Genomic DNA, 20,688 nt, shown 5'->3' with positions numbered 1-20,688 from the left:
CTTTATGACGCTGTTGAAACGTAAATCCATCGAGGCCGTCGCCTCGCGCCGTCCAGCCCGTGCCAAGCGCGAAGACCGCCAGAGCCACGATGACGAACCGAAGCGCATGGCCCCGCGCTTTGCGCCCGTCACGTTCTCTGAACTGGCGGGGGTCCGCTATCTGCACTTCGGTACCGAATGGGTGCAGGGCGCTATGCGGCTGTCCAAGCCCGATGCCATCGAGCTGGAATATGCGCAGCAGATGATGGCGTGGCTGCTGTTTCTCGACCCTGCCGCGCGAGCGGACTTCCACGTCGTGCAGCTCGGCCTTGGCGCTGCCGCGCTCACCAAGTTCTGCCACCGTCATCTCGCGCCCGCGCAGGTGACGGCGGTGGAGCTGAACCCGTCGGTGATCGTCGCGGCGCGCAGCATGTTCGGCCTGCCGTTTGACGACGCGCGGTTGAGCGTGCTCGAACAGGACGCCTACGACTGGGTGATGGACGCCAGCCACCACGGCACCGTCGATGCATTGCAGATCGACCTGTACGACGCCACCGCGCGCGGCCCCGTGCTCGATACGCCGGCGTTCTACAAGGCTTGCCGCCAGGTGCTGCGCTCGCCGGGTGTGATGACGATCAACCTATTTGGCGACCACACCAGCTTCCCGCGCAATATCGAGCGCATCTGCGACGCGTTCGACAATCGCGTGCTGGTCTTCCCTGAAGTGCACGACGGCAATGTGATCGCGCTTGCCTTCAATGGGCCGCCGCTGCACGTCAGTTGGGAAGATGTGCAGGCGCGCGCCGCCGCGCTGCAGGCCTCGCTCAAGCTGCCGACCAAGGGCTGGGCTGAGGGTTTGCGCAGTGCCAACGCGGGCCAGGAAGACGCGCTGTCCATCTGATCGCTGCCGCGTGCCGCCCATGCAAAACGCCCCGACTTTCGGGGCGTTTGCTGTTGTGCGGGGCGCGCTCAGGCGGCGTCGCCCATGCCTGGCATCTGGTCAATGAAGCCGGTCACCGTCTGCATGCGGTCGCCTTCGATGCGTACGAAATCGGTGCCCTTGACCAGCGGCTGCCCGTCGGGGCCGAGCGTCCAGCGGAAGCGGATCGTGTCCTGCACGACATCCGCGCGGCCGTCGCGCGCAAAGCGGAAGCCGGGGAACTTGGCCTGCACGCCCGCAATGAGCGCCTCGATACCGTCATGGCCGGCGCCCTGCATCAGCGGATCGACATACGTGGCGCTCTCCGTCCAGGTTTGCGCGACGAGGGCGCGGCGTTGCGCAGTGTCTGTTGCGTTCCACGCGGCGATGTAACGGTCGACCAGCGTATCGGCGAGCGTGTCGTTGGCGGCGAGTTGGGTGGCGGTCATGACGTTTCTCCGTTCGAAGTGGGAAGCTTGCCCAGCGCGGTGATGGGGCATGCGCTGGATGGCTTCATCTTCGGCGGCAGCGTGGATGGTGTCGATTACGCGTCAGGTAATCACCGTGTCCACGCCCGGAGAAGCGCTCGGAGGTGCGTTACTTCGATAGCAGCCGCATTGCGGATTCCAACCCGGCAATCGTCACCGGATACATCCGCGTCTTCATGATCTGGTTGATCACCGAGATGGATTGGCGGTATTCCCACAGGCCTTCCGGCTCGGGGTTGAGCCAGACAAATTTCGGGAACTGTTCGATCAACCGCTTGAGCCATGTGGCGCCGGCTTCGGCGTTGTTGTATTCCACCGAGCCGCCGGCCTGCAGGATTTCATACGGGCTCATGGTCGCGTCGCCCACGAAGATCAGCTTGTAGTCGGGCGGGTATTTGCGGATGACGTCCCAGGTGGAGAAGCGTTCTGCGTGGCGGCGCCGGTTGTTCTTCCACAGCCATTCGTAGACGCAGTTGTGGAAGTAGTAATACTCGAGGTGCTTGAACTCGGTCTTGGCGGCGGAGAAGAGTTCTTCCACGCGCTTGATGTGGTCGTCCATCGAGCCGCCCACATCCATCAGCATCAGCACCTTGACGTTGTTGTGCCGCTCGGGGCGCATCTTGATGTCGAGCATGCCGGCGTTGGCGGCGGTGGAGTGGATGGTGTCGTCCAGGTCCAGCTCGATGTCGGCACCATCACGCGCGAACTTGCGCAGGCGGCGCAGCGCCACCTTGATGTTGCGCGTGCCGAGTTCGACGGTGTCGTCGTAGTCTTTGTACGCGCGTGCTTCCCACACCTTCACCGCGGTGCGGTTGCCCTTCGATGGCCCGCCGATGCGGATGCCCTCCGGGTTGTAGCCGCCGTGCCCGAACGGCGACGTGCCGCCGGTGCCGATCCACTTGTTGCCGCCTTCGTGGCGCTCGTGCTGCTCGTTCAGCAGTTCTTTCAGCCGCTCCATCAGCTTGTCGAGGCCGCCCATGGCCTCGATCTTGGCCTTCTCTTCGGGCGACAGTTCGCGCTCCAGCTTCTTGGTGAGCCAATCCAGCGGAATGTCCGCACGCCAATCGACCGCGCCTTCCACGCCCTTGAAGTAGGCGCCGAACGCTTGGTCAAACTTGTCGAAGTGCTTTTCGTCCTTCACCAGCGTCATGCGCGCGAGGAAGTAGAACTCGTCGAGCGACGGCGCGATGACCTGCTGCTTGAGCCCTTCCAGGAGCGTCAGGTATTCCTTGACCGAGACCGGCAGCTTGGCGTGCCGCAGCGTGAAGAAGAAATCGATGAGCATGGTGGTCCTCCGGCGCTCAGGCGCGCGGTTGCTCGAGCTTGTATTGCAGATGGCGTTTCACGGCCAGCCATTCCGATTCAATGATCGAAAACACGACCGTGTCGCGGAAGCTGCCATCCGGCATGCGCTGGTGGTTGCGCAGCACGCCGTCCTGCTTGGCGCCGAGCCTGGCGATGCCGGCTCGGCTCTGGTGATTCATCCAGTGCGTGCGGAATTCCACGGCAATGCAGCGCACGGTTTCGAACGCATGCGTGAGCAGCAGCAACTTGCATTCCGTGTTGACGGCCGTGCGCTGTACCGATTTGGCGTACCACGTGTGGCCGATTTCGAGCCGGCGGTTGGCTTCGTCCACGTTGAACAGGCGCGTCGCACCGACCACCTTGCCGGGCTGTCCGTCACGCATCTCGCGCACAACAAACGGCATCGCGCCGAGGCGTTCGCGCATGTCCAGCGCAATGGCCAGCCAATCGCCGGTCTTGTCGGGCGAGGGGACGGATGTGTACCAAAGCTTCCACAGCTCGCCATCAGCGGCCGCGGCGCGCACTTCGTCCTCGTGCTCGGGGCCGAGCGGCTCCAGCCAGGCGTGCTGGCCGGACAGCGTGACGGGCTCGATCAGGCGCGGCATGGCGGGGCTCGCTCAGCGATTGGCGCGGTTCATGAACACCAGGCGCTCGAACAGGTGCACATCCTGTTCGTTCTTGAGCAGCGCCCCGTGCAGCGGCGGAATCGCAGCGTTCTTGTCCTGGCTGCGCAGCGATTCCGGCGGAATGTCTTCGGCCAGCAGTAGTTTGAGCCAGTCGATCAGCTCCGACGTCGACGGCTTTTTCTTCAGCCCCGGCAGGTTGCGCATCTCGTAGAACGCATCCAGCGCAGCCTTGACCAGCGCGGGCTTGATACCCGGGTAGTGCACATCGACGATGGCCTGCATCGTCTCGGCATCGGGAAACTTGATGTAGTGGAAGAAGCAGCGGCGCAGGAACGCGTCGGGCAATTCCTTCTCGTTGTTCGACGTGATGATCACCAGCGGGCGATGCTTGGCGCGGATGGTTTCGCGCGTTTCGTACACGTAGAACTCCATGCGATCCAACTCGCGCAGCAGATCGTTCGGGAACTCGATGTCGGCCTTGTCGATCTCGTCGATCAGCAGCACGACAGGTTCATCCGCCTCAAAGGCCTGCCACAGCACGCCCTTGACGATGTAGTTGCGGATGTCGTGCACCTTGTCGTCGCCGAGCTGGGAGTCTCGCAGGCGCGAGACGGCGTCGTATTCGTACAGGCCCTGCTGGGCCTTGGTGGTCGACTTCACGTGCCACTGCAGCAGCGGCATGCCCAGCGCAGCGGCCACTTCCTCAGCCAGCATGGTCTTGCCCGTGCCCGGCTCGCCCTTGATGAGCAGCGGGCGCTGCAGCGTCATCGACGCATTGACGGCGAGCTTGAGGTCATCGGTGGCGACGTACTGGTCGGAGCCTTCGAAGCGGGTGCGCTGGTCGGATGGGGCAGGCGAGGTGGTGGTGTTCATCGTGCAAGCCTACTGAGCGGTAAAAGATTTGGAAACGGCCAGTATAAGAGCATTTGGGTGTTTGACGCCGAGCGTGAGCGGGGCGGGTTGAGGGCGGCCGCGCCGTGCCATTCCTTGCTGTCAAGTCACGGGAGCCCTAACTGGACTGGCAAAAAAACGGTGCGGTACAATGCGCCGGTTTGACGCACCTCAAATGACCGTCTTCTGGCTTGTTGCCAACGGCGGGTGAATGCGCCCAGCGAGACAGCCGGCTGAGACGAGCCAAGCCGGCAGGGCGAGCAGGATTCTGAAACTCCACGCTTAAGAACGAGATGAAAAAGATCCTCACCATGGTGGCCGCCTTGGGCACTTTAGGCGCACTGGCCGCAGCCAACAGCGCCGCCGCTGCCGACGTTCAGGGCAACGCTGCCGCCGCCGAGAACAAGGTCGCCATGTGCATCGGCTGCCATGCCATCCCCGACTACAAGACGTCGTTCCCCGAGGTGTATCGCGTGCCCTATCTGGGCGGCCAAAACGCCAAGTACATCGAAAGCGCGCTACATGCGTACCAGAAGGGTGACCGTAAGCACCCGACGATGCGCGCCATCGCCGGCTCGCTGACCGATCAGGACATCGCCAACCTGGCCGCCTACTACGCAGCGCAGACGCCTGCCACCCAAAACAATCCCCAGAAGTGACGAGGAAGAATATGAAGAAGATCTCGCTCGCAATCTCGTTCAATCTGGGCGCGCTGATGCTGGCTGCCGCCGTGTCGGCGCAGGCTGCTGATCTGGAAAAGGGCAAGCAACTGGTGGAGAAGGGCGCCTGCGCGGCCTGCCACGGTGCTGGCCTGAATGCCCCGATCTCGCCGGACTATCCGAAGCTCGCCGGCCAGCACGGCGACTACATCTATCACGCGCTGCTGGCCTACCAGACCAGCAACAACCCGCTGGTGGGCCGCAGCAACGCCATCATGGCCGGCCAGGTCAACAGCAACCCTGCCACGATCGGTGCCGACGGCAAGCCGCGTCCGTTCACGCAGGCAGAGCTGAAGGATATTGCCGCGTACATCGAATCGCTGCCGGGCTCGCTGGTGCTCAAGAAGTAATGCGGCATCGCCGGTAAATAAAAACCGCTCTTCGGAGCGGTTTTTTGTTGGCGTCAGAGCGTCAGGTTCAGCGGGCCGTGGCGCGTTTGCGCACGCATTCGATGTAGGCATCGCCGTCGGGCGGCAGGCCGGTCCGCTGCGCTGTCCACAGCATCTGGCCCAGGCATTCCATCACCTGATGCTGGGCTTCGTGCGGGGAGTCGAGCCGCTGCGCCAATGCCTCATAAGCGGCGCGAATGCCGCGCGGTTGATCCACCGATACCTGCTCGCTGATCGACAGGTGCATCGACAGGTGAAGAAACGGGTTGCTCTGGCCGCTTTCCGGCGTGTAGTCGCGGGCGAGGGCTTCTTCGCCGGCTTCCAGGGTGTCGTGGTACTCGGGATGCTGCAGCATCCAGTCGAGCGCCATGGCTTCGAGCGGCGTGAGGATTTCTGCCTGGCGGTGCTTGCGCCACGCGCCGCAGAAGAATTGACGGACTTCGTCGCGGGAGGGACTGAACATGATCCCGGCATTGTACCGGCGCGCCTCGATGCCTGCCGGGCAGCTTCGCGAGATGGCAACGCTACAATGGCGCCCGCTCCCGCAGAGGTCGATTCCAACAAAAACGCCGCCCCTCATGAGACAAGCCGCCGATTCCCTCCTCGCAGCACGCGCCGCCGACAAGCTCTTCGGCGTGCTGCTGATCGCCGTGTCCGCCGCATCCTTCGGCGCGATGGCCATCTTCACGCATTACGCCTATGCGAGTGGCGCCAACGTGGTCGGTCTGCTGATCGTGCGCTTTGTGATCGCGGCCGCGGCGCTGATGGTCGTGATGCGTGTCCGCCGCATCGGCATACCGCCGTGGTCGCGCGTGGCGGGGCTGGCGGCAATGGGTGGCATTGGCTATGCAGGGCAGTCGTTCGCGTTTTTCACGGCGTTGAACTACGCACCGGCCAGCCTGGTGGCGCTGCTGCTGTATCTGTATCCGATGTTCGTGACGGTGCTGGCGGCGATTTTCCTGCGCGAGCGGCTGACCCCCACGGCGATCATCGCGCTGGTGCTGTGCTCGGTCGGGGCGGGGCTGACGGTGGGTGGTGCGGGCCTGTCGGGCGGGAGCCTCCTCGGCATCGGGCTGGGTGTGGCCTCGGCGGTCATTTACTCGATCTACATCACGGTCGGTGCACGGGTCACGCGCGGGCTCGATCCACTGGCGTGCACGACCGTCATCTGTACCGCTGCGGCCGTCGTGTACACGGGGATGGCGTTGCTCGGTGCGCCGGCGCATCTGCCGGGCACGTTCAGCGGCTGGGCCGCGGCGCTGGCCATTGCCGGCTTGTCGACGGTGGTGGCCATCCTGACGTTCTTTGCTGGCCTGCAGAAGTTGGGGGCCGCGCAGGCGTCGATGCTGTCGACGCTGGAGCCGGTGGTGACGGTGCTGCTGGCGGCATTGCTGCTCGGCGAGTCGATCGCGCCCATGCAGATGACCGGCGGCGCATTGATTCTGGCGGGCGTGCTGTGGCTTACGCGGGCGGATGCGAAGCCCGCCGGCCACGGTGCAGACGACATGGCCTGAAGCCGAATCCACAGTCCAGCCAACAAAAAACCGCCCAGCGTGAACTGGGCGGTTTTGCCTTCTGCCTGAGGCGATTACTTCTTCGGGCCGCCCGGCAGGCGTTGCAGGCTCTGCACCCGCATCAGGGCCGGACGATCGGCCATCACGCCATCGTAGAACGAAGCCAGATCACCCTTGAGCGCGGTGCGCGACGCATCGTTCAGATAGATCATGTGGCCCGACGGGTAATTCTTGATCGTCAGGTTCTTCGCCTTCAGCGTCGGGTCGAGCGGCATTTGCGCCAGCGTCAGCTCGGTCTGGTGGAACGGCGTGACGGCGTCGAAATAGCCGCTGGCCTGCAGCACCTTCAGGTCGGGGTTCAGGCTCATCGTCGAGGCGAGGTCGCCAGCGGTGTACAGCGTGTTGCCGCCACCCTTGTTGGCGCCCGTCGGGTCGATGTGGCTGAAGTCCCAGTTGTTGAACACGGCGTCGTTCAGGTCCATGAACGACGAGGTCGACGTGTACTTGAGCTGGGTGTTCAGGTAGCTGTTCCACAGCACCGTGTACGCGCCGCCGATGTTCGAGATCGACGGATCGTTGCTGCCCGAATTCGGCAGGATGAACGGCGCGATGCCTTGGCCCGTGTAGTTGGCGCGGCCGTCATACTGGCCGATCTGGATACCCGGGTTGAGCGTCAGGAAGAACGTGTACGGCGGGTTGTTGTTCTGCGACGGCACATTGCCCAGCGCCGCCGGATTGCCGAACGTCTGGATCAGCGAGACCGGATCGGTGCCGATGTACGAACCCATCGTCTGCGCCGTCGACAGGTTCAGGTTCAGGCGCACGTTGACGAAGCCGCCGTCTGCGGCGCTCGGGGCTTGGGCCAGCGGTGCGAGCGTGTTGTCGGCGTAGTTGCGGGCCTGGACCATGTAGCTGTCGAGGTCGGTCGGCGCGGGGTTGAGCGTCGTCTTCTTCCAGTAGAAGGCATCTGCGGCCAGCGTCGGGAAGGTGCCGACGGCCGACAGCGCATTCGCGTAGTCGAGGATCGACGATTGCAGCGTGATCCCGTTCAGCTCGATGCCGTCTTCATGCAGCACCCACGACAGCACCGCGCTTCGGGCCGTACCGTACGACTCGCCATACAGGAACTTGGGCGAGTTCCAACGCGAGTTCTTCGTCAGATAACGCTGGATGAAGCGATCGATGGAGCGCGCGTCCTGGTCCGTGCCCCAGAAGTCTTTGTTCTTGGCCGGTGCGATGGCGGCCGAGTATCCGGTGCCCACGGGGTTGATGAACACGAGATCGGAGCGGTCGAGCAGGCTGTCCGGGTTGTCGGGCAGTTTGTACGGTGCCGGCGGCGTGAAGTTCGGGAACGACGACTGCAGACGCTTCGGCCCAAACGAGCCCAGCAGCAGGAACACCGACGAGGAGCCCGGGCCGCCGTTATAGAAGAACGTCACCGGACGCGGTTTTGCCGGATCGGGGTTGTCCTGCGTGTACGCCACGTAGAACATCGTCGCGTTGGATCGCGACGTGACGGGGTCGATGGTCGTCAGGTGGCCGGCGGTGGCGGTGTAGGCGATGCTCTTGCCGCCGATCGTGACCGTGTGGTGCGTAATGGCCGCGCTTTCGCCCGGATCGGCAGCAAGCGCGTCGTTGGGCCCGGTGCCGTAGACGTTCGGGTCGACGTAAGGCTGGTCGGGCGGCACGGCGGCCGTCACCGGTTGCGTGGTTGCGTTGCCGGCGTTGGTGGCAACGCCGCTCGGGTTGGCCGCGGCGGACGAGTCGCCACCGCCGCAACCTGCCAGCAGCACCGCGGACAGCGCTGCGGCCGCAAACGATACACCGAGGGTCCGGGACAATCCTGCAAAATCACCGGTCGATAACCTGGATTTTTTCATGGCGATAATGGCCTTTTTCAGGGTGACGAACACCATCACTTAAAACGTGTGGTTTTAAGTGGGCTCCATATTCGATTTGCGTTTTGTAATTTCTATGCGACGCGAAACGAATATTCTGATTTCCCGACTTGTCTGCGGAAATGAATGCAATCGGTTCTTGTTTGGCAAAAGAGGCCCCTGAAATCCCATCGGATTTCAAAAATAGAACGGCTCTGGAGTCAAGCCCCCAGCGCGTTTGCGCAAAGTCTGCAACGTCCGTGCAAAAGCGTTGGGATGAATGCGGCTACGCGCCTGCTTTAACTCGGGCGCGAATCCGATACGTCCAACTCTGCGGGTAATGCAATGACGAACGAAAAAGTAGTTCGTAAGGAAACCGTTGTAAAGGGCTGTTTTTTATCGTGTGCGATGCACTGTAAAAATGACCATGTTGATGCAGATGCATCGCGGCAGATGCGATTAAATACAAAGAAGGCATGCCGTTTCTTCTAAAGCCACCGGCCTGCCGATGGAAGGCGGGGCGCCCATCCGGAGCGTGTGGGTGTCCGGCGCGCGCGGATACGGCGCATTACAATGCGCTCCTCAACTTTTTCCGGAGCACCTTGCAATGCCGATGCTTGAACCGTCCGCGCTGGACCAACTGTTCCACGCAGCCCGTACGCATAACGTGTGGCTGGACAAGCCGGTCGATGACGAACTGCTGCACACGTTGTATGACACCGTAAAGTACGGCCCGACCGCCGCCAACAGCACGCCGGCCCGCTTCGTGTTCGTCAAGAGCGCTGCCGCCAAGGAACGCCTGATTCCGTGCATGTCGGCCGGCAATCAGGAAAAGACCCGTCAGGCGCCCGTGGCCGTGATCGTTGCGTATGACACGCAATTCCACGAGCAACTGCCCAAGCTGTTCCCGCACACCGATGCGCGCTCGTGGTACGCCGGCGACCAGGCCAAGATCAATGCGGCCGCGCTGATGAACGGCTCGCTGCAGGGCGGCTATCTGGTGCTTGCTGCCCGTGCGCTCGGCCTGGACTGCGGCCCGATGGCCGGCTTCGATGCCGACAAGGTGAACGAGACGTTCTTCCCCGATGGCCAGTGGAAGGTCAACTTCATCATGAACATCGGCTACGGTGACGCCGAGAAGCTGCACCCGCGCAACCCGCGTCTGTCGTTCGAAGAGGCGTGCAAGATCATTTAAGCCACGATCCGTCACGCAAGGAAAACGGGGACGCGCATCAGACGGTGCGGTCCCCGTTTTTCATTCCTTCGGCGCTGGGGTCTTCGGCCTGAATTCGCACAGCGGCTCGATGGCGCAATGCCAACACTCGGGCTTGCGGGCCTTGCACACATAGCGCCCATGCAGGATCAGCCAGTGGTGCGCATCCTGCCGAAACTCTTCCGGCACCACCTTCAGCAGCTTCAGCTCGACCTCAAGGACGTTCTTGCCCGGCGCCAGCCCCGTGCGATTAGCGACGCGAAAAATGTGCGTGTCGACCGCGATGGTCGGCTCACCGAAGGCCGTGTTCATCACCACGTTGGCCGTCTTGCGGCCCACGCCCGGCAGCTCTTCGAGCGCGGCGCGGTCACGCGGCACTTCGCCGCCGTATTGGTCGACCAGGATGCGGCACGTCTGCAGGATGTGCTTGCACTTGGTGCGATACAGCCCGATGGTCTTGATGTATTCGGTGATGCCTTCCTCGCCGAGCGCCAGCATCTTGGCGGGTGTATTGGCTACGGGAAACAGCTTGCGCGTCGCCTTGTTCACGCCCACGTCGGTTGCCTGCGCGGACAGCAGTACCGCAATCAGCAGCTCGAACGGCGTGGTGTATTCCAGCTCGGTGGTCGGCGTCGGGTTGTTTTCGCGCAGTGTCTCGAAGATGGCGTGGCGCTTGGCGGGATTCATCGTCGGGGCCGGGGTCAGGGTTTGTCTGCGTCGGGTGTGGCGGTGCGCTCGATCTGGCTCGCGATGCGCTTGCGGCGCGCTTCGGCCTCGTCGATCTGCGCTTGCACATCCGCCGACACGTTGGTCACGTTGCGCGGACCTTGCCCGCGCGCGGCCATCTCGGCCTGCTTCTGGCGCGCCCGTTCGATCGCAGCCTGGATGATCGCCTTCTTGCGCGCCTGGGCGGCGAGTTCAGCGTCATCGGCGGGTTGCTCGGCGCTCACCGCTGCGAGTTTGGCCGCGGCCTTGGCGGCGAGGCGCGCTTCGTTCTCGGCTTGTTCGCGCTTCAGGCGCGCGTTGCGGAAGACGTAGCGGTCTCGTGCGACATCGGCCTGTTGCTGGCTCCAGGCATCCCAGCCTGTGCGGTCGCCGGTGACGGGGCGCATGTCGATGCAGTCGACGGGGCAGGGCGGCACGCAGAGGTCGCAACCGGTGCACCAGTCTTCGAGCACCGTGTGCATTGCCTTGGGCGCGCCCACGATGGCGTCGACCGGGCACGCCTGAATGCACAGCGTGCAGCCGATGCAGCGTTCCGGGTCGATGACGGCGATGGCGCGGGGCTGTTCGATGCCGTTGGACGGGTCCAGCGGCAGCAGGTCGCCCGTGCGGCCAAGTGCGTCGGACAGCCGGCGAATACCTTCCGCGCCGCCGGGTGGGCAGCGGTTGGGGAGGGCCTCGCCGCTGGCCATGGCTTCAGCGTAGGGGCGGCAGCCGTTGTAGCCGCACTTGGTGCATTGCGTTTGTGGCAGGAGGTTTTCGAGCCGGTCGGCCAAGGTTGCGGCCACTGCGGGGACCAAGGAAACCACGATGGGATTGATCGTTTGAATAGCCTGCCATTATCGCCGATTTGCCGCCCGCGCAAGCGGTGCATGCCCTGACATGCCATACCGCGGGCATGTCTTAACCCTATGACATAATTCCTGCGTTCTAAACGGACCGAGGTGCCATGCCGTCTCACCCAGCCGCGCCGCTTGTCGACATCGAAGCCGATGCTCATGGCGAATCCGCCGCACCCCGCACGCGTCGCGACCCCGCCGGCACGCGCCGACGCATCCTTGCTGCTGCAATCGAGGAGTTTGCGCGCGGTGGATTTGCCGGCGCGCGCGTCGACGCCATCGCCCGTCGCGCCGAGACCAACGAGCGCATGCTGTATTACTACTACGGCAGCAAGGAAAAACTCTTCCTCACCGTGCTCGAGCACATGTATTTCCGCTTCAAGGAGGCGGAAGAGCAGGTGCAGATCGAGTCGTCGGACCCGCGCGAAGCGGTCATCCAGCTTGCACGGTTCGTCTGGGATTTCTATTACGAGAACCCCGAGTTCATCCGTCTGCTCAACAGCGAAAACCTGCATGAGGCGCGGCACCTGAAGACGTCGCCGCACTTGGTCGAGTTGGTGAACCCGGTCATCGAGGTATTGCGTGGTGTCGTGGAGCGCGGCCAGCGCGCCGGCATCTTCCGCGACGACGTCGATGTGTCGCGTCTGTATCTGACGATCTCGGCGCTGGGCTATTACGTGCTGTCCAACCGGTACACGATCAGCGCGGTGGTGGGGCGCGACATTGCCTCCGCCGACGAGCACGAAGCCTTCGCGCAGCTGCATATCAAGATGCTGCTGGCGTATCTCGACCGGCCCCGGGGTTGATCGACTGCGCCCAGAAGGAGCCGTTGGCCAACAAAAAGCCTCGCTGTTGCGAGGCTTTTTTGTTGGGTGGCTCCGGCTCAGGCGACCGCCTTGATGCGCGGTGTGCTCTCTTCGTAGCGGCGGATGAAATCGCGCAACTGCGGATACACCTGCTCGCGCCAGCGGCGGCCGGAGAAGATGCCGTAGTGGCCGCACTTCGGTGCCGTCAGGTGCTGCTTGCGCGCATTCGGAATGCCGGTGCACAGGCCATGTGCGGCTTCGGTCTGGCCGCTGCCCGAGATGTCGTCCAATTCGCCTTCGATGGTGAAGAGCGCGGTGCTCTTGATGTCCTGCGGGCGCACCGGCTTGCCTTCCACCACCCACGTACCGTTGGCCAGGTGGAATTCCTGGAACACGTCGCGGATGGTCTCGAGGTAATACTCGGCGGCCATGTCGAGCACGGCGTTGTACTCGTCGTAGAAGCGCACGTGGGCCTCGGCGTCTTCCGTGTCGCCTTCGACCAGGTTCAGGTAGTAATCGTAGTGCGATGACAGGTGGCGGTCCGGGTTCATCGCCACAAAGCCGGCGTGCTGCAGGAAGCCCGGATACACCTTGCGGCCGTGGCCCGGATAGTTGGCCGGCACCGTGTAGATCACGTTGTTCTCGAACCAGCTGTGCGACTTGTTCGTCGCCAGCGAGTTGACGGCGGTCGGGCTCTTGCGGGCGTCGATGGGGCCGCCCATCATGGTCATCGTGCGCGGCGTCTTCTCGCCGTCCGAGGCCATCAACGAGATGGCGGCCAGCACCGGCACCGTCGGCTGGCACACCGAAATCACGTGCAGCTTGTCGGCGCCAATGTAGTTAATGAACTCGCGGATGTAGTTGATGTAGTCCGACAGGTGGAACGCACCTTCTTCGACCGGCACCATGCGGGCGTCGATCCAGTCAGTCACGTAGACTTTGTGATCCTGCAGCAGCGTGCGCACGGTGTCGCGCAGCAGCGTGGAGTGGTGGCCCGACAGCGGTGCGCACACCAGCACGACCGGCTCATCCTTGAGCAGCTTGATGGTCTCGGCGTCGTCGGCGTAGCGCTTGAAGCGGATCAGGCGGCAGAACGGCTTCTCGATGATGGTCTGCTCGACGATCGGAATGTCGCGGCCGTTGGACTTGACGGAGCGGATGCCGAATTCCGGCTTCTCGTACTCCTTGCCCAGGCGATACAGCAGCTCATAGCCCGCAGCGTAGCGTTGCGCGCCGGGCATCAGGGACAACGGACTCAGGGGGTTGGTGAAGGTCTTGGCAGTTGCCTGGGCCCAAGCCGTCATGGGGCTGAGCAGGGCGCGCTGGAATTCGTGAAGCTGGTAAAGCATGGCTGGACCGATCTCTGGTGGCGAAGGCGACGCAAACGATTATGCACCTGGGTGCAGGTTACTGCGATGCAGCATAAACCCTGATAACGGAGTGTTGCGCTGCTTCTATGATGCGCCCGTGTCAGTCTAGTCCGATGCAGCAAAAAAGCGGCCGAAGCCGCTTTTCTTTTTGCAATTGCCCGTGAGGCGTGACGCCTACCGCACCTTACAGGACATCAGCGATGGCATTCACCACGGCGTCGATGTTGTGCGTATTCAGCGCGGCCACGCAAATGCGGCCGGTCGACACGGCGTAGATGCCGTGCTCGGTACGCAGGCGATCTACTTGCGCCGAGGTCAGGCCGGAGTACGAGAACATGCCGCGCTGGGCCTTCACGAACGAGAAGTCGGTCTTCACGCCCTTGGCGGCCAGCTTGTCGACCAGCGCGTTGCGCATCGACTTGATGCGGTCGCGCATTTCGCCCAGCTCCTGCTCCCACATCGCCCGCAACTCGGGGCTCGTCAGCACGCTGGCGACGATCGTGCCGCCGTGCGTCGGCGGGTTCGAGTAGTTCGTGCGGATCACGCGCTTGACTTGCGACAGCACGCGCGTGGCTTCGTCCTTGCTGGTCGTCACGATCGACAGCGCGCCGACGCGCTCGCCGTACAGCGAGAACGACTTCGAGAACGAGCTGGAGACGAAGAACGGCAGGCCCGATTCGGCAAACAGACGCACGGCCAGGCCGTCTTGCTGGATGCCGTCGGCAAAGCCCTGGTAGGCCATGTCGAGGAACGGGATCAGGTTCTTGGCCTTGATGACTTCCACGACCTGCTTCCACTGCTCGGTGGTCATGTCCACGCCGGTCGGGTTGTGGCAGCAGGCGTGCAGCACGACGATCGTGTTCGGCGCGTAGCTGTTCAGCGAATCCATCATGCCGGCGAAGTTCAGGCCGTGCGACGGGGCATCGTAGTAGGCATAGTTGACCACTTCGAAACCGGCCGACTCGAACAGCGCGCGGTGGTTTTCCCAGCTCGGGTCGGAAATCGCGACCTTGGCGTTCGGGTACAGACGCTTGAGGAAGTCGGCGCCGATCTTCAGCGCGCCGGTGCCGCCCAGGGCTTGCGCGGTGACCACGCGGCCTTCGGCGATCAGGGGCGATTCAGCGCCGAACAGCAGCTTCTGCACGGCTTGGTCGTAGGCGGCAATGCCTTCGATCGGCAGGTAGCCGCGCGGGGCGGCGGCGGCCAGGCGGGCCTTTTCGGCTTCCTGCACGGCGCGCAGCACCGGAATTTTCCCTTCGTCGGTGAAGTACACGCCCACGCCCAGATTCACTTTGGTGCTGCGGGTATCGGCGTTGAAAGCTTCATTCAGGCCCAGGATGGGGTCGCGCGGGGCCAGTTCGACGGCAGAGAAAAGCGACATGAGATGTCTCGATCGGTTGGTTCGGAATTCGGTGGGATCTTGCAGGCGGTGCGGCGCAGACTCCGGGGCGGCTCGCCCGGCGCCGGATGTACAACGAGGCGCGCACGAAGATGGATTGTACCGAATACACGCTCTAATCGCCCGAAAAATCCTTGCAGAACAGGTGCCTAAAGCGTTTTGACGGGCGGTACAGATGCGCGCGCCGCGGTGTCCAAACGATTGCCCGGGCCGCGCGCTACACTAGACGATTGGTTGCAATTGCCGCTGCCGCCCTTATTTGCTGAGGACGTGCAAGTCACTTTGTCGACTTCCCGCGCTGCCATCCCACCCGCCGCCATGACCGATCTGAGCCAAGTCCCCAGCCCGCACGACGAGTCGAAGTTCGTGACTTTCGAGGGCTCGCCGTTCCAGTTGTACCAGCCGTATCCGCCGGCCGGCGACCAGCCGGAGGCGATCCGCCAGCTCGTCGAGAACATCGAAGACGGCCTGTCGTACCAGACACTGCTGGGCGTGACGGGCTCGGGCAAGACCTTCACCATGGCCAATGTGATCGCGCAGGTAGGGCGTCCGGCGATTGTCTTTGCGCCGAACAAGACGCTGGCGGCGCAGCTGTATTCGGAATTCCGCGAGTTCTTCCCGCGCAATGCTGTCGAATACTTCGTCTCGTACTACGACTACTACCAGCCTGAGGCCTATGTGCCGCAGCGCGACCTGTTCATCGAGAAGGATTCGTCGATCAACGAGCACATCGAGCAGATGCGGCTGTCCGCGACGAAGAGCCTGCTGGAGCGCCGCGATGTGGTGATCGTGGCCACTGTCTCGGCCATCTACGGTATCGGCAACCCGAGCGAATACCACCAGATGATCCTGACGCTGCGCGCGGGCGACAAGGTCAGCCAGCGCGACGTGATCGCACGCCTGATCGCCATGCAGTACACGCGCAACGAGACGGATTTCCAGCGCGGGACGTTCCGCGTGCGCGGCGACACGGTCGACATCTTCCCCGCCGAGCATGCGGAAATGGCGGTGCGCCTGGAGTTGTTCGACGACGAAGTCGAATCGCTGCAACTGTTCGATCCGCTGACGGGCCGTGTGCGGCAAAAGATTCCGCGCTTCACGGTGTACCCGTCGAGCCACTACGTGACGCCGCGCGAGACCGTGCTGCGCGCCATCGAGACCATCAAGGCCGAACTGCGCGAGCGGCTCGATTTCTTCTACAAGGAAAACAAGCTGGTGGAAGCGCAGCGGCTGGAGCAGCGCACGCGCTTCGATCTGGAGATGCTGCAGGAGCTGGGCTTCTGCAAGGGCATCGAAAACTATTCGCGGCACCTGTCGGGCTCTGCGCCGGGCGAGCCGCCGCCGACGCTGGTCGATTACCTGCCGCCGGATGCGCTGATGTTCCTGGATGAATCACACGTGCTGATCGGCCAGCTCAACGGCATGTACAACGGTGACCGCGCGCGCAAGGAAACGCTGGCCGAATACGGTTTCCGCTTGCCTTCTGCGCTCGACAACCGGCCGCTCAAGTTCGCCGAATTCGAAACCAAGATGCGGCAGGTGACGTTCGTGTCCGCCACGCCGGGGGATTACGAAAAGAAGACGGCGGGCACGGAAGTCGTCGAGCAGGTCGTGCGCCCCACGGGCCTTGTCGACCCGATCATCGAGGTGCGCCCGGCCACGACGCAAGTCGACGATCTGCTGTCTGAGATCCACCTGCGCGTCGAGGCTGGCGAGCGCGTGCTGGTAACGACGCTCACGAAGCGCATGGCCGAGCAGTTGACCGAGTTTCTCTCGGAGAACGGCATCAAGGTGCGCTACCTGCATTCGGACATCGACACCGTCGAGCGCGTGGAGATCATCCGCGACCTGCGACTGGGCACCTTCGACGTGCTGGTCGGCATCAACCTGCTGCGCGAGGGGCTGGACATTCCCGAGGTATCGCTCGTGGCGATCCTGGATGCGGACAAGGAAGGTTTCCTGCGCGCCGAGCGCTCGCTCATCCAGACCATCGGCCGCGCGGCGCGGAACGTGAACGGCACCGCCATCCTGTATGCGGATCGCATGACCGATTCAATGAAGAAGGCGATCGACGAAACCGAGCGCCGCCGTGCCAAGCAGATCGCCCACAACGAGGCGCACGGCATCACACCGCGCGGCGTGGTCAAACGCATCAAGGACATCATCGACGGCGTGTACAACGTCGACGATGCGCGCGCGGAACTGAAGGCCGCGCAAGAGGCCGCCAAGTACGAAGACATGAGCGAGAAGCAGGCGTCCAAGGAAATCAAGCGCCTGGAAAAACAGATGCTCGACCACGCCAAGAATCTCGAATTCGAAAAGGCGGCGGCGGTGCGCGATCAGCTTGCCAAGCTCAAGTCGCAGCTCTTTGGGGCGAGCGGCGAAGACCACATCGTTCCGGCCGCCTGAACCGCGCGGCCTCCGCTTGAAACCCCGCCACCTCGTTGCAGGTGGCAGGGGTTGCTGTTGACATCATTTCAGATCAAATTCGGGCCGTGCGCGTTGCCTGACCGGGGAGCCGGCACCTGCTGCAGCGCCTGCTGCACGCGTCTGCCATCAAGGGAGTTCGATGTTCAATTTTTTGCTTAACCCGTGGCGCAAGTGGCGCGCGTCCCGGCACGCCAGCCATCAACTCGATGCCATCCTGGCGCAGTTCGAGCCCACGCGCAGTCTGGCCGAGCGCAACGAATGGCTGATCGAGCTGACCTACTGGTTGCGTCGTGCGGATCGGCCAGCGGGGGCCGCGTCGGAGTCCTGGCGCTATGCCCGCCTGCGTTATCTGCTGCAGGTACTGGAGAACAATCCGGCGTTGGCAGAACGTGTCGGGCGGACACTGCGCAGCATCGTGCAGGACAACGATCCGGTGTCGCTGCTGTGCGATACGGGCTTGTCGTCACGCTCCGGGTTCTGGAGCGAGTTGCTCGATCGCTGGCAGGCGCGCCTGCTGCCGCCTGCACCCAATCAGCCGCAGCTGGCGACATTGTTTGCGCTGATGTTTGTGGGGCCGACCGACGCGCAGTGGGTCGATGGACTGGACGACGAACTGGTGACGCGTCTCTACGCGCTGTTCCGTGCCGGAATGACGGAAGACGAGCACGCGGCGGGCCAGACACGGCTGGAGCGCAGCCTCGGCATCGGTATCCAGATCCTGATCAGCCAGGTGCGCGCGGCCGGGTTGTCGCGCGGCATCCGCAGTCGCATGGACCACGCGGAACTGACGGACTCGCCGTTCTATCTGCTGGCCGACGCAGCCAATGCGATCTTCCTTGAGCGGCCCAACGCCGAACTGGCGAGCCCGGAGCAGTTCCTGCAGGAGCTCAATTATTTCCGCGCTGTGCTGGACCGCTGCCGAACGGCCACGGCGAGCGTGTATCAGCATCTGGACGAGAACGGCGTCTCAGTGGAAGTCGTGTTCCAGGTCGAGCGCATGAAAGCGTGGCTGGGCCGCATCGATTTGCTGCTGACGGCGTGGGCGGACACGCAGGGCTCACGCCGCTTCGTGCATATGACGGCCGAGCTGGTGTCGGCCAGCCAGCACCGCCGCAGCGTGGGGTATCTGATCCGCTCCACGTTTGCCGATCTGGCGCGCAAGGTGGTCGAGCGGTCTGCTGAGAGCGGCGAGCACTACATTACGCGCGACGGCAAGGAATACGGCGCGATGGTGAAGGCGGCGGCCGGCGGCGGCGTCATTACGGCGGCTACGGTGTACATCAAGTTCTTCATCACCGGAGCGCACCTGTCGCGCTTTACCGAAGGGCTGCTCGCTTCGATCAACTATGCGGTCAGCTTTCTCGGCATCCATTTCGCGCATTTCACGCTGGCGACCAAGCAGCCCGCCATGACGGCGCCCGCGCTGGCACACCGGCTCGACCAGGTGAGCCGTCCGGAAGGGCTCGACCGCTTTGTCGACGATACCGTCGCCATGATCCGCTCCAACGCGGCAGCGATTGCGGGCAACCTTGTAGCAGTGGCGCCGGTGGCTTTTGTGGTGCAGTGGCTGGCCGGGCGGTTCTTTCATGCGGATCTGATTTCGGCAGCGAAGGCGATGGCGACCATCGATTCGTTTTCCATTCTTGGACCGACGCCGCTGTACGCCATCTTCACGGGCGTACTGCTGTGGGCATCAAGCCTGGCGGCAGGTTGGGCCGACAACTGGTTTGCGCTGCACCGTGTGCACGACGTGATTGCCTACCACCGGCGCCTGCGGTTCATGGTCGGCACGCAGGGCGCGCAGCGTATTGCGAGCTTCTGGAAGCGCAATCTGTCGGGCGTTGTCGCCAACGTGTCGCTGGGCTTCATGCTCGGGTTGGGCCCCGAGATCCTGTCGTTTTTCGGCCCGCACATGGAGGTGCGTCACGTCACGCTGTCGACCGGGGCGGTGGCCACTGCCGTGGGCGTGCTGGGGCCGAGCGTGATGCATACCACTGCGTTCTGGCTGGCCGTGGCCGGCATTGCGCTGATGGGCGTGCTGAACGTTCTGGTCTCGTTTGCGCTGGCCTTCAACATGGCGATGCGCTCGCGCAACCTGCGCGGGGTCGACCGCAAGCGCGTGACGGGCGCGGTGTGGCGCCGCATCCTGCGGGATCCGCTGTGCCTGCTCGTGCCGCGTGCCCCGACTGCGAGCACGCCGCCGAGCACCAGCACGCCGGTCTAGTGGGCTGCGGGCGCGACAGGTGCGCCCAACTCGCTGCGGAACGGAATGGATGGCTGCGCGCCAAGCCGCGTGACCGACACGGCCGCCGCAGCCTGCCCAAACGCGATGGCGGCACTGGGCGCTGCGCCCTCTGCCAGAACCGCAGCCAATGCGCCGACAAACGTATCGCCGGCAGCGGTGGTGTCGATGGCCTGTGCAACCGGGGCGGGCATCAGCAGGCGCGAGTCGCCGTCCACAAAAGCAACGCCGCGCGCGCCCAGCGTGACAATCACGCGTCGTGCACCCTGCGCGTGGAGATCCGCTGCGGCATCCAGCGCGCCTTCTGGCGAATCCACCGGCCGGGCCGTGAGCAACGCGGCTTCGGTTTCATTCGGGATGAGGTAATCGCAGGCCGCGATCCACGGTGTCGGCAATGGGCCGGTCGCGGGCGCCGGATTCAGAATGACCGTCTTGCCGAGCCGCTGCCCCAGCTTGAGCGCGCATTCCACCGCATCCGGTGGCGATTCCAGCTGACAGACGATCACGCGCGCGCGCTCGAATGCGGCACGCTGCGCTTCGATCATGGCGGGCGTCAGCAATTCGTTGGCGCCAGCCACGATGACGATGGTGTTCTGGCCACTGTTGGCCACGGTCACGCACGCGATGCCGGTGGCCGCCCCGGCGTGCACCGACACCATCGATGTGTCGACGCCTTCGCGGCGCAGGCCGTCGCGCAACGCGGTGCCGTACGCGTCATCCCCCACGCAGCCGAGCATGGCGACGCGGGCCCCCAGGCGGGCGGCTGCCACGGCCTGATTGGCGCCCTTGCCGCCGGGGATGGTTTCCAGCGCAGGGGCTGCAACCGTTTGCCCGGGACGCGGCAAGCGGGGCGTGCGGATCACGAGATCCATGTTCAGGCTGCCGACGATCAGCACGTCGGCAGCGGGGTGCGCGGAAGAGGCGGAAGGGCGCTTGGCCACCATGTCGGGACTACGTTG

The 20,688-nt window shown here is 63.8% G+C and carries 19 protein-coding genes; 8 read left to right on the top strand and 11 right to left on the bottom strand.

Annotated features, from left to right (window positions below):
* Positions 1 to 4 precede the first annotated feature (4 nt).
* The gene (locus R2676_RS08635) at positions 5 to 880 is read left to right on the top strand and encodes a class I SAM-dependent methyltransferase (protein ID WP_206275547.1); all 876 of its coding nucleotides are present in this window, start codon (positions 5 to 7) and stop codon (positions 878 to 880) included.
* A gap of 68 nt (positions 881 to 948) precedes the next feature.
* On the opposite strand, the gene R2676_RS08630 is transcribed toward R2676_RS08635, so the two are convergent.
* The 4 genes from R2676_RS08630 to R2676_RS08615 form a co-directional block, all read right to left on the bottom strand.
* On the bottom strand, positions 949 to 1,347 hold the full coding sequence (locus R2676_RS08630) for a nuclear transport factor 2 family protein (protein ID WP_316857035.1): 399 nt from the start codon (positions 1,345 to 1,347) through the stop codon (positions 949 to 951).
* Between the two features lie 148 nt (positions 1,348 to 1,495).
* Positions 1,496 to 2,671, bottom strand: coding sequence for a vWA domain-containing protein (locus R2676_RS08625; RefSeq protein WP_012761614.1), 1,176 nt, complete (start codon positions 2,669 to 2,671; stop codon positions 1,496 to 1,498).
* Between the two features lie 16 nt (positions 2,672 to 2,687).
* Positions 2,688 to 3,296, bottom strand: a complete 609-nt coding sequence (locus R2676_RS08620) for a GNAT family N-acetyltransferase (RefSeq protein ID WP_206275545.1) — start codon at positions 3,294 to 3,296, stop codon at positions 2,688 to 2,690.
* A 12-nt stretch (positions 3,297 to 3,308) separates the two neighbouring features.
* Positions 3,309 to 4,190 (bottom strand): AAA family ATPase, encoded by an 882-nt coding sequence (locus R2676_RS08615; RefSeq protein WP_065857353.1) that lies wholly within the window; start codon positions 4,188 to 4,190, stop codon positions 3,309 to 3,311.
* Between the two features lie 311 nt (positions 4,191 to 4,501).
* Here R2676_RS08615 and R2676_RS08610 point away from each other — a divergent pair, with 311 nt between their 5' ends.
* Both R2676_RS08610 and R2676_RS08605 read left to right on the top strand, forming a co-directional pair.
* Positions 4,502 to 4,867, top strand: a complete 366-nt coding sequence (locus R2676_RS08610) for a c-type cytochrome (protein WP_027677805.1) — start codon at positions 4,502 to 4,504, stop codon at positions 4,865 to 4,867.
* Between the two features lie 11 nt (positions 4,868 to 4,878).
* Positions 4,879 to 5,277: a c-type cytochrome gene (locus R2676_RS08605; RefSeq protein WP_027677804.1), complete on the top strand. Its 399-nt coding sequence runs from the start codon at positions 4,879 to 4,881 to the stop codon at positions 5,275 to 5,277.
* 67 nt (positions 5,278 to 5,344) lie between these two features.
* Here the strand turns inward: R2676_RS08605 and R2676_RS08600 are convergent, their stop codons facing one another.
* Positions 5,345 to 5,779, bottom strand: a complete 435-nt coding sequence (locus R2676_RS08600) for a DUF1841 family protein (RefSeq protein WP_206275544.1) — start codon at positions 5,777 to 5,779, stop codon at positions 5,345 to 5,347.
* A gap of 115 nt (positions 5,780 to 5,894) precedes the next feature.
* Here R2676_RS08600 and R2676_RS08595 point away from each other — a divergent pair, with 115 nt between their 5' ends.
* On the top strand, positions 5,895 to 6,830 hold the full coding sequence (locus R2676_RS08595; RefSeq protein WP_206275543.1) for a DMT family transporter: 936 nt from the start codon (positions 5,895 to 5,897) through the stop codon (positions 6,828 to 6,830).
* A 74-nt stretch (positions 6,831 to 6,904) separates the two neighbouring features.
* Here the strand turns inward: R2676_RS08595 and R2676_RS08590 are convergent, their stop codons facing one another.
* Positions 6,905 to 8,710 carry a S10 family peptidase gene (locus tag R2676_RS08590; RefSeq protein ID WP_206275542.1) on the bottom strand — a complete coding sequence of 602 codons (1,806 nt, stop codon included), beginning with the start codon at positions 8,708 to 8,710 and terminating at the stop codon, positions 6,905 to 6,907.
* Positions 8,711 to 9,314: 604 nt separating this feature from the next.
* On the opposite strand from R2676_RS08590, the gene R2676_RS08585 reads away from it, so the two are divergent.
* Positions 9,315 to 9,902, top strand: coding sequence for a malonic semialdehyde reductase (locus R2676_RS08585; RefSeq protein ID WP_027677800.1), 588 nt, complete (start codon positions 9,315 to 9,317; stop codon positions 9,900 to 9,902).
* Positions 9,903 to 9,962: 60 nt separating this feature from the next.
* On the opposite strand, the gene nth is transcribed toward R2676_RS08585, so the two are convergent.
* Both nth and rsxB read right to left on the bottom strand, forming a co-directional pair.
* Positions 9,963 to 10,607, bottom strand: coding sequence for an endonuclease III (gene nth, locus R2676_RS08580; protein WP_206275540.1), 645 nt, complete (start codon positions 10,605 to 10,607; stop codon positions 9,963 to 9,965).
* 14 nt (positions 10,608 to 10,621) lie between these two features.
* On the bottom strand, positions 10,622 to 11,452 hold the full coding sequence (gene rsxB, locus R2676_RS08575) for an electron transport complex subunit RsxB (RefSeq protein WP_206275539.1): 831 nt from the start codon (positions 11,450 to 11,452) through the stop codon (positions 10,622 to 10,624).
* 140 nt (positions 11,453 to 11,592) lie between these two features.
* Between rsxB and R2676_RS08570 the strand changes: the two genes are divergently transcribed.
* The gene (locus R2676_RS08570) at positions 11,593 to 12,288 is read left to right on the top strand and encodes a TetR/AcrR family transcriptional regulator (RefSeq protein ID WP_027677797.1); all 696 of its coding nucleotides are present in this window, start codon (positions 11,593 to 11,595) and stop codon (positions 12,286 to 12,288) included.
* A 77-nt stretch (positions 12,289 to 12,365) separates the two neighbouring features.
* Here R2676_RS08570 and R2676_RS08565 read toward each other — a convergent pair whose 3' ends face one another.
* Positions 12,366 to 13,637 carry a polyhydroxyalkanoate depolymerase gene (locus R2676_RS08565; protein ID WP_027677796.1) on the bottom strand — a complete coding sequence of 424 codons (1,272 nt, stop codon included), beginning with the start codon at positions 13,635 to 13,637 and terminating at the stop codon, positions 12,366 to 12,368.
* Between the two features lie 205 nt (positions 13,638 to 13,842).
* A complete protein-coding gene (locus R2676_RS08560) occupies positions 13,843 to 15,039 on the bottom strand; it encodes an amino acid aminotransferase (RefSeq protein WP_027677795.1) in 1,197 nt (398 codons plus the stop codon).
* Between the two features lie 336 nt (positions 15,040 to 15,375).
* On the opposite strand from R2676_RS08560, the gene uvrB reads away from it, so the two are divergent.
* Positions 15,376 to 17,466, top strand: coding sequence for an excinuclease ABC subunit UvrB (gene uvrB / locus R2676_RS08555; RefSeq protein ID WP_206275764.1), 2,091 nt, complete (start codon positions 15,376 to 15,378; stop codon positions 17,464 to 17,466).
* A 160-nt stretch (positions 17,467 to 17,626) separates the two neighbouring features.
* A complete protein-coding gene (locus R2676_RS08550) occupies positions 17,627 to 19,711 on the top strand; it encodes a site-specific recombinase (protein WP_206275538.1) in 2,085 nt (694 codons plus the stop codon).
* Here the strand turns inward: R2676_RS08550 and rbsK are convergent.
* Positions 19,708 to 20,673, bottom strand: a complete 966-nt coding sequence (gene rbsK / locus R2676_RS08545; RefSeq protein WP_206275537.1) for a ribokinase — start codon at positions 20,671 to 20,673, stop codon at positions 19,708 to 19,710. The genes R2676_RS08550 and rbsK overlap by 4 nt on opposite strands.
* Positions 20,674 to 20,688 lie beyond the last annotated feature (15 nt).

The organism is Ralstonia flatus, assembly GCF_958439105.1.
Lineage (GTDB): Bacteria > Pseudomonadota > Gammaproteobacteria > Burkholderiales > Burkholderiaceae > Ralstonia > Ralstonia flatus.
Note: the sequence above shows the minus strand (reverse complement) of the source record. Positions and strands in the feature narration are given on the sequence as shown.

Bases quoted from the DNA above. Each gene is read 5' to 3' on its own strand.
- R2676_RS08560 (WP_027677795.1), bottom strand. From the start codon at position 15,039: ATGTCGCTTTTCTCTGCCGTCGAACTGGCCCCGCGCGACCCCATCCTG.
- R2676_RS08595 (WP_206275543.1), top strand. From the start codon at position 5,895: ATGAGACAAGCCGCCGATTCCCTCCTCGCAGCACGCGCCGCCGACAAG.
- R2676_RS08605 (WP_027677804.1), top strand. From the start codon at position 4,879: ATGAAGAAGATCTCGCTCGCAATCTCGTTCAATCTGGGCGCGCTGATG.
- R2676_RS08615 (WP_065857353.1), bottom strand. From the start codon at position 4,190: ATGAACACCACCACCTCGCCTGCCCCATCCGACCAGCGCACCCGCTTC.
- R2676_RS08620 (WP_206275545.1), bottom strand. From the start codon at position 3,296: ATGCCGCGCCTGATCGAGCCCGTCACGCTGTCCGGCCAGCACGCCTGG.
- R2676_RS08585 (WP_027677800.1), top strand. From the start codon at position 9,315: ATGCCGATGCTTGAACCGTCCGCGCTGGACCAACTGTTCCACGCAGCC.
- R2676_RS08610 (WP_027677805.1), top strand. From the start codon at position 4,502: ATGAAAAAGATCCTCACCATGGTGGCCGCCTTGGGCACTTTAGGCGCA.
- R2676_RS08625 (WP_012761614.1), bottom strand. From the start codon at position 2,671: ATGCTCATCGATTTCTTCTTCACGCTGCGGCACGCCAAGCTGCCGGTC.
- rbsK (WP_206275537.1), bottom strand. From the start codon at position 20,673: ATGGTGGCCAAGCGCCCTTCCGCCTCTTCCGCGCACCCCGCTGCCGAC.
- R2676_RS08600 (WP_206275544.1), bottom strand. From the start codon at position 5,779: ATGTTCAGTCCCTCCCGCGACGAAGTCCGTCAATTCTTCTGCGGCGCG.
- R2676_RS08565 (WP_027677796.1), bottom strand. From the start codon at position 13,637: ATGCTTTACCAGCTTCACGAATTCCAGCGCGCCCTGCTCAGCCCCATG.
- R2676_RS08570 (WP_027677797.1), top strand. From the start codon at position 11,593: ATGCCGTCTCACCCAGCCGCGCCGCTTGTCGACATCGAAGCCGATGCT.
- R2676_RS08635 (WP_206275547.1), top strand. From the start codon at position 5: ATGACGCTGTTGAAACGTAAATCCATCGAGGCCGTCGCCTCGCGCCGT.
- uvrB (WP_206275764.1), top strand. From the start codon at position 15,376: ATGACCGATCTGAGCCAAGTCCCCAGCCCGCACGACGAGTCGAAGTTC.
- R2676_RS08590 (WP_206275542.1), bottom strand. From the start codon at position 8,710: ATGAAAAAATCCAGGTTATCGACCGGTGATTTTGCAGGATTGTCCCGG.
- nth (WP_206275540.1), bottom strand. From the start codon at position 10,607: ATGAATCCCGCCAAGCGCCACGCCATCTTCGAGACACTGCGCGAAAAC.
- R2676_RS08550 (WP_206275538.1), top strand. From the start codon at position 17,627: ATGTTCAATTTTTTGCTTAACCCGTGGCGCAAGTGGCGCGCGTCCCGG.
- R2676_RS08630 (WP_316857035.1), bottom strand. From the start codon at position 1,347: ATGACCGCCACCCAACTCGCCGCCAACGACACGCTCGCCGATACGCTG.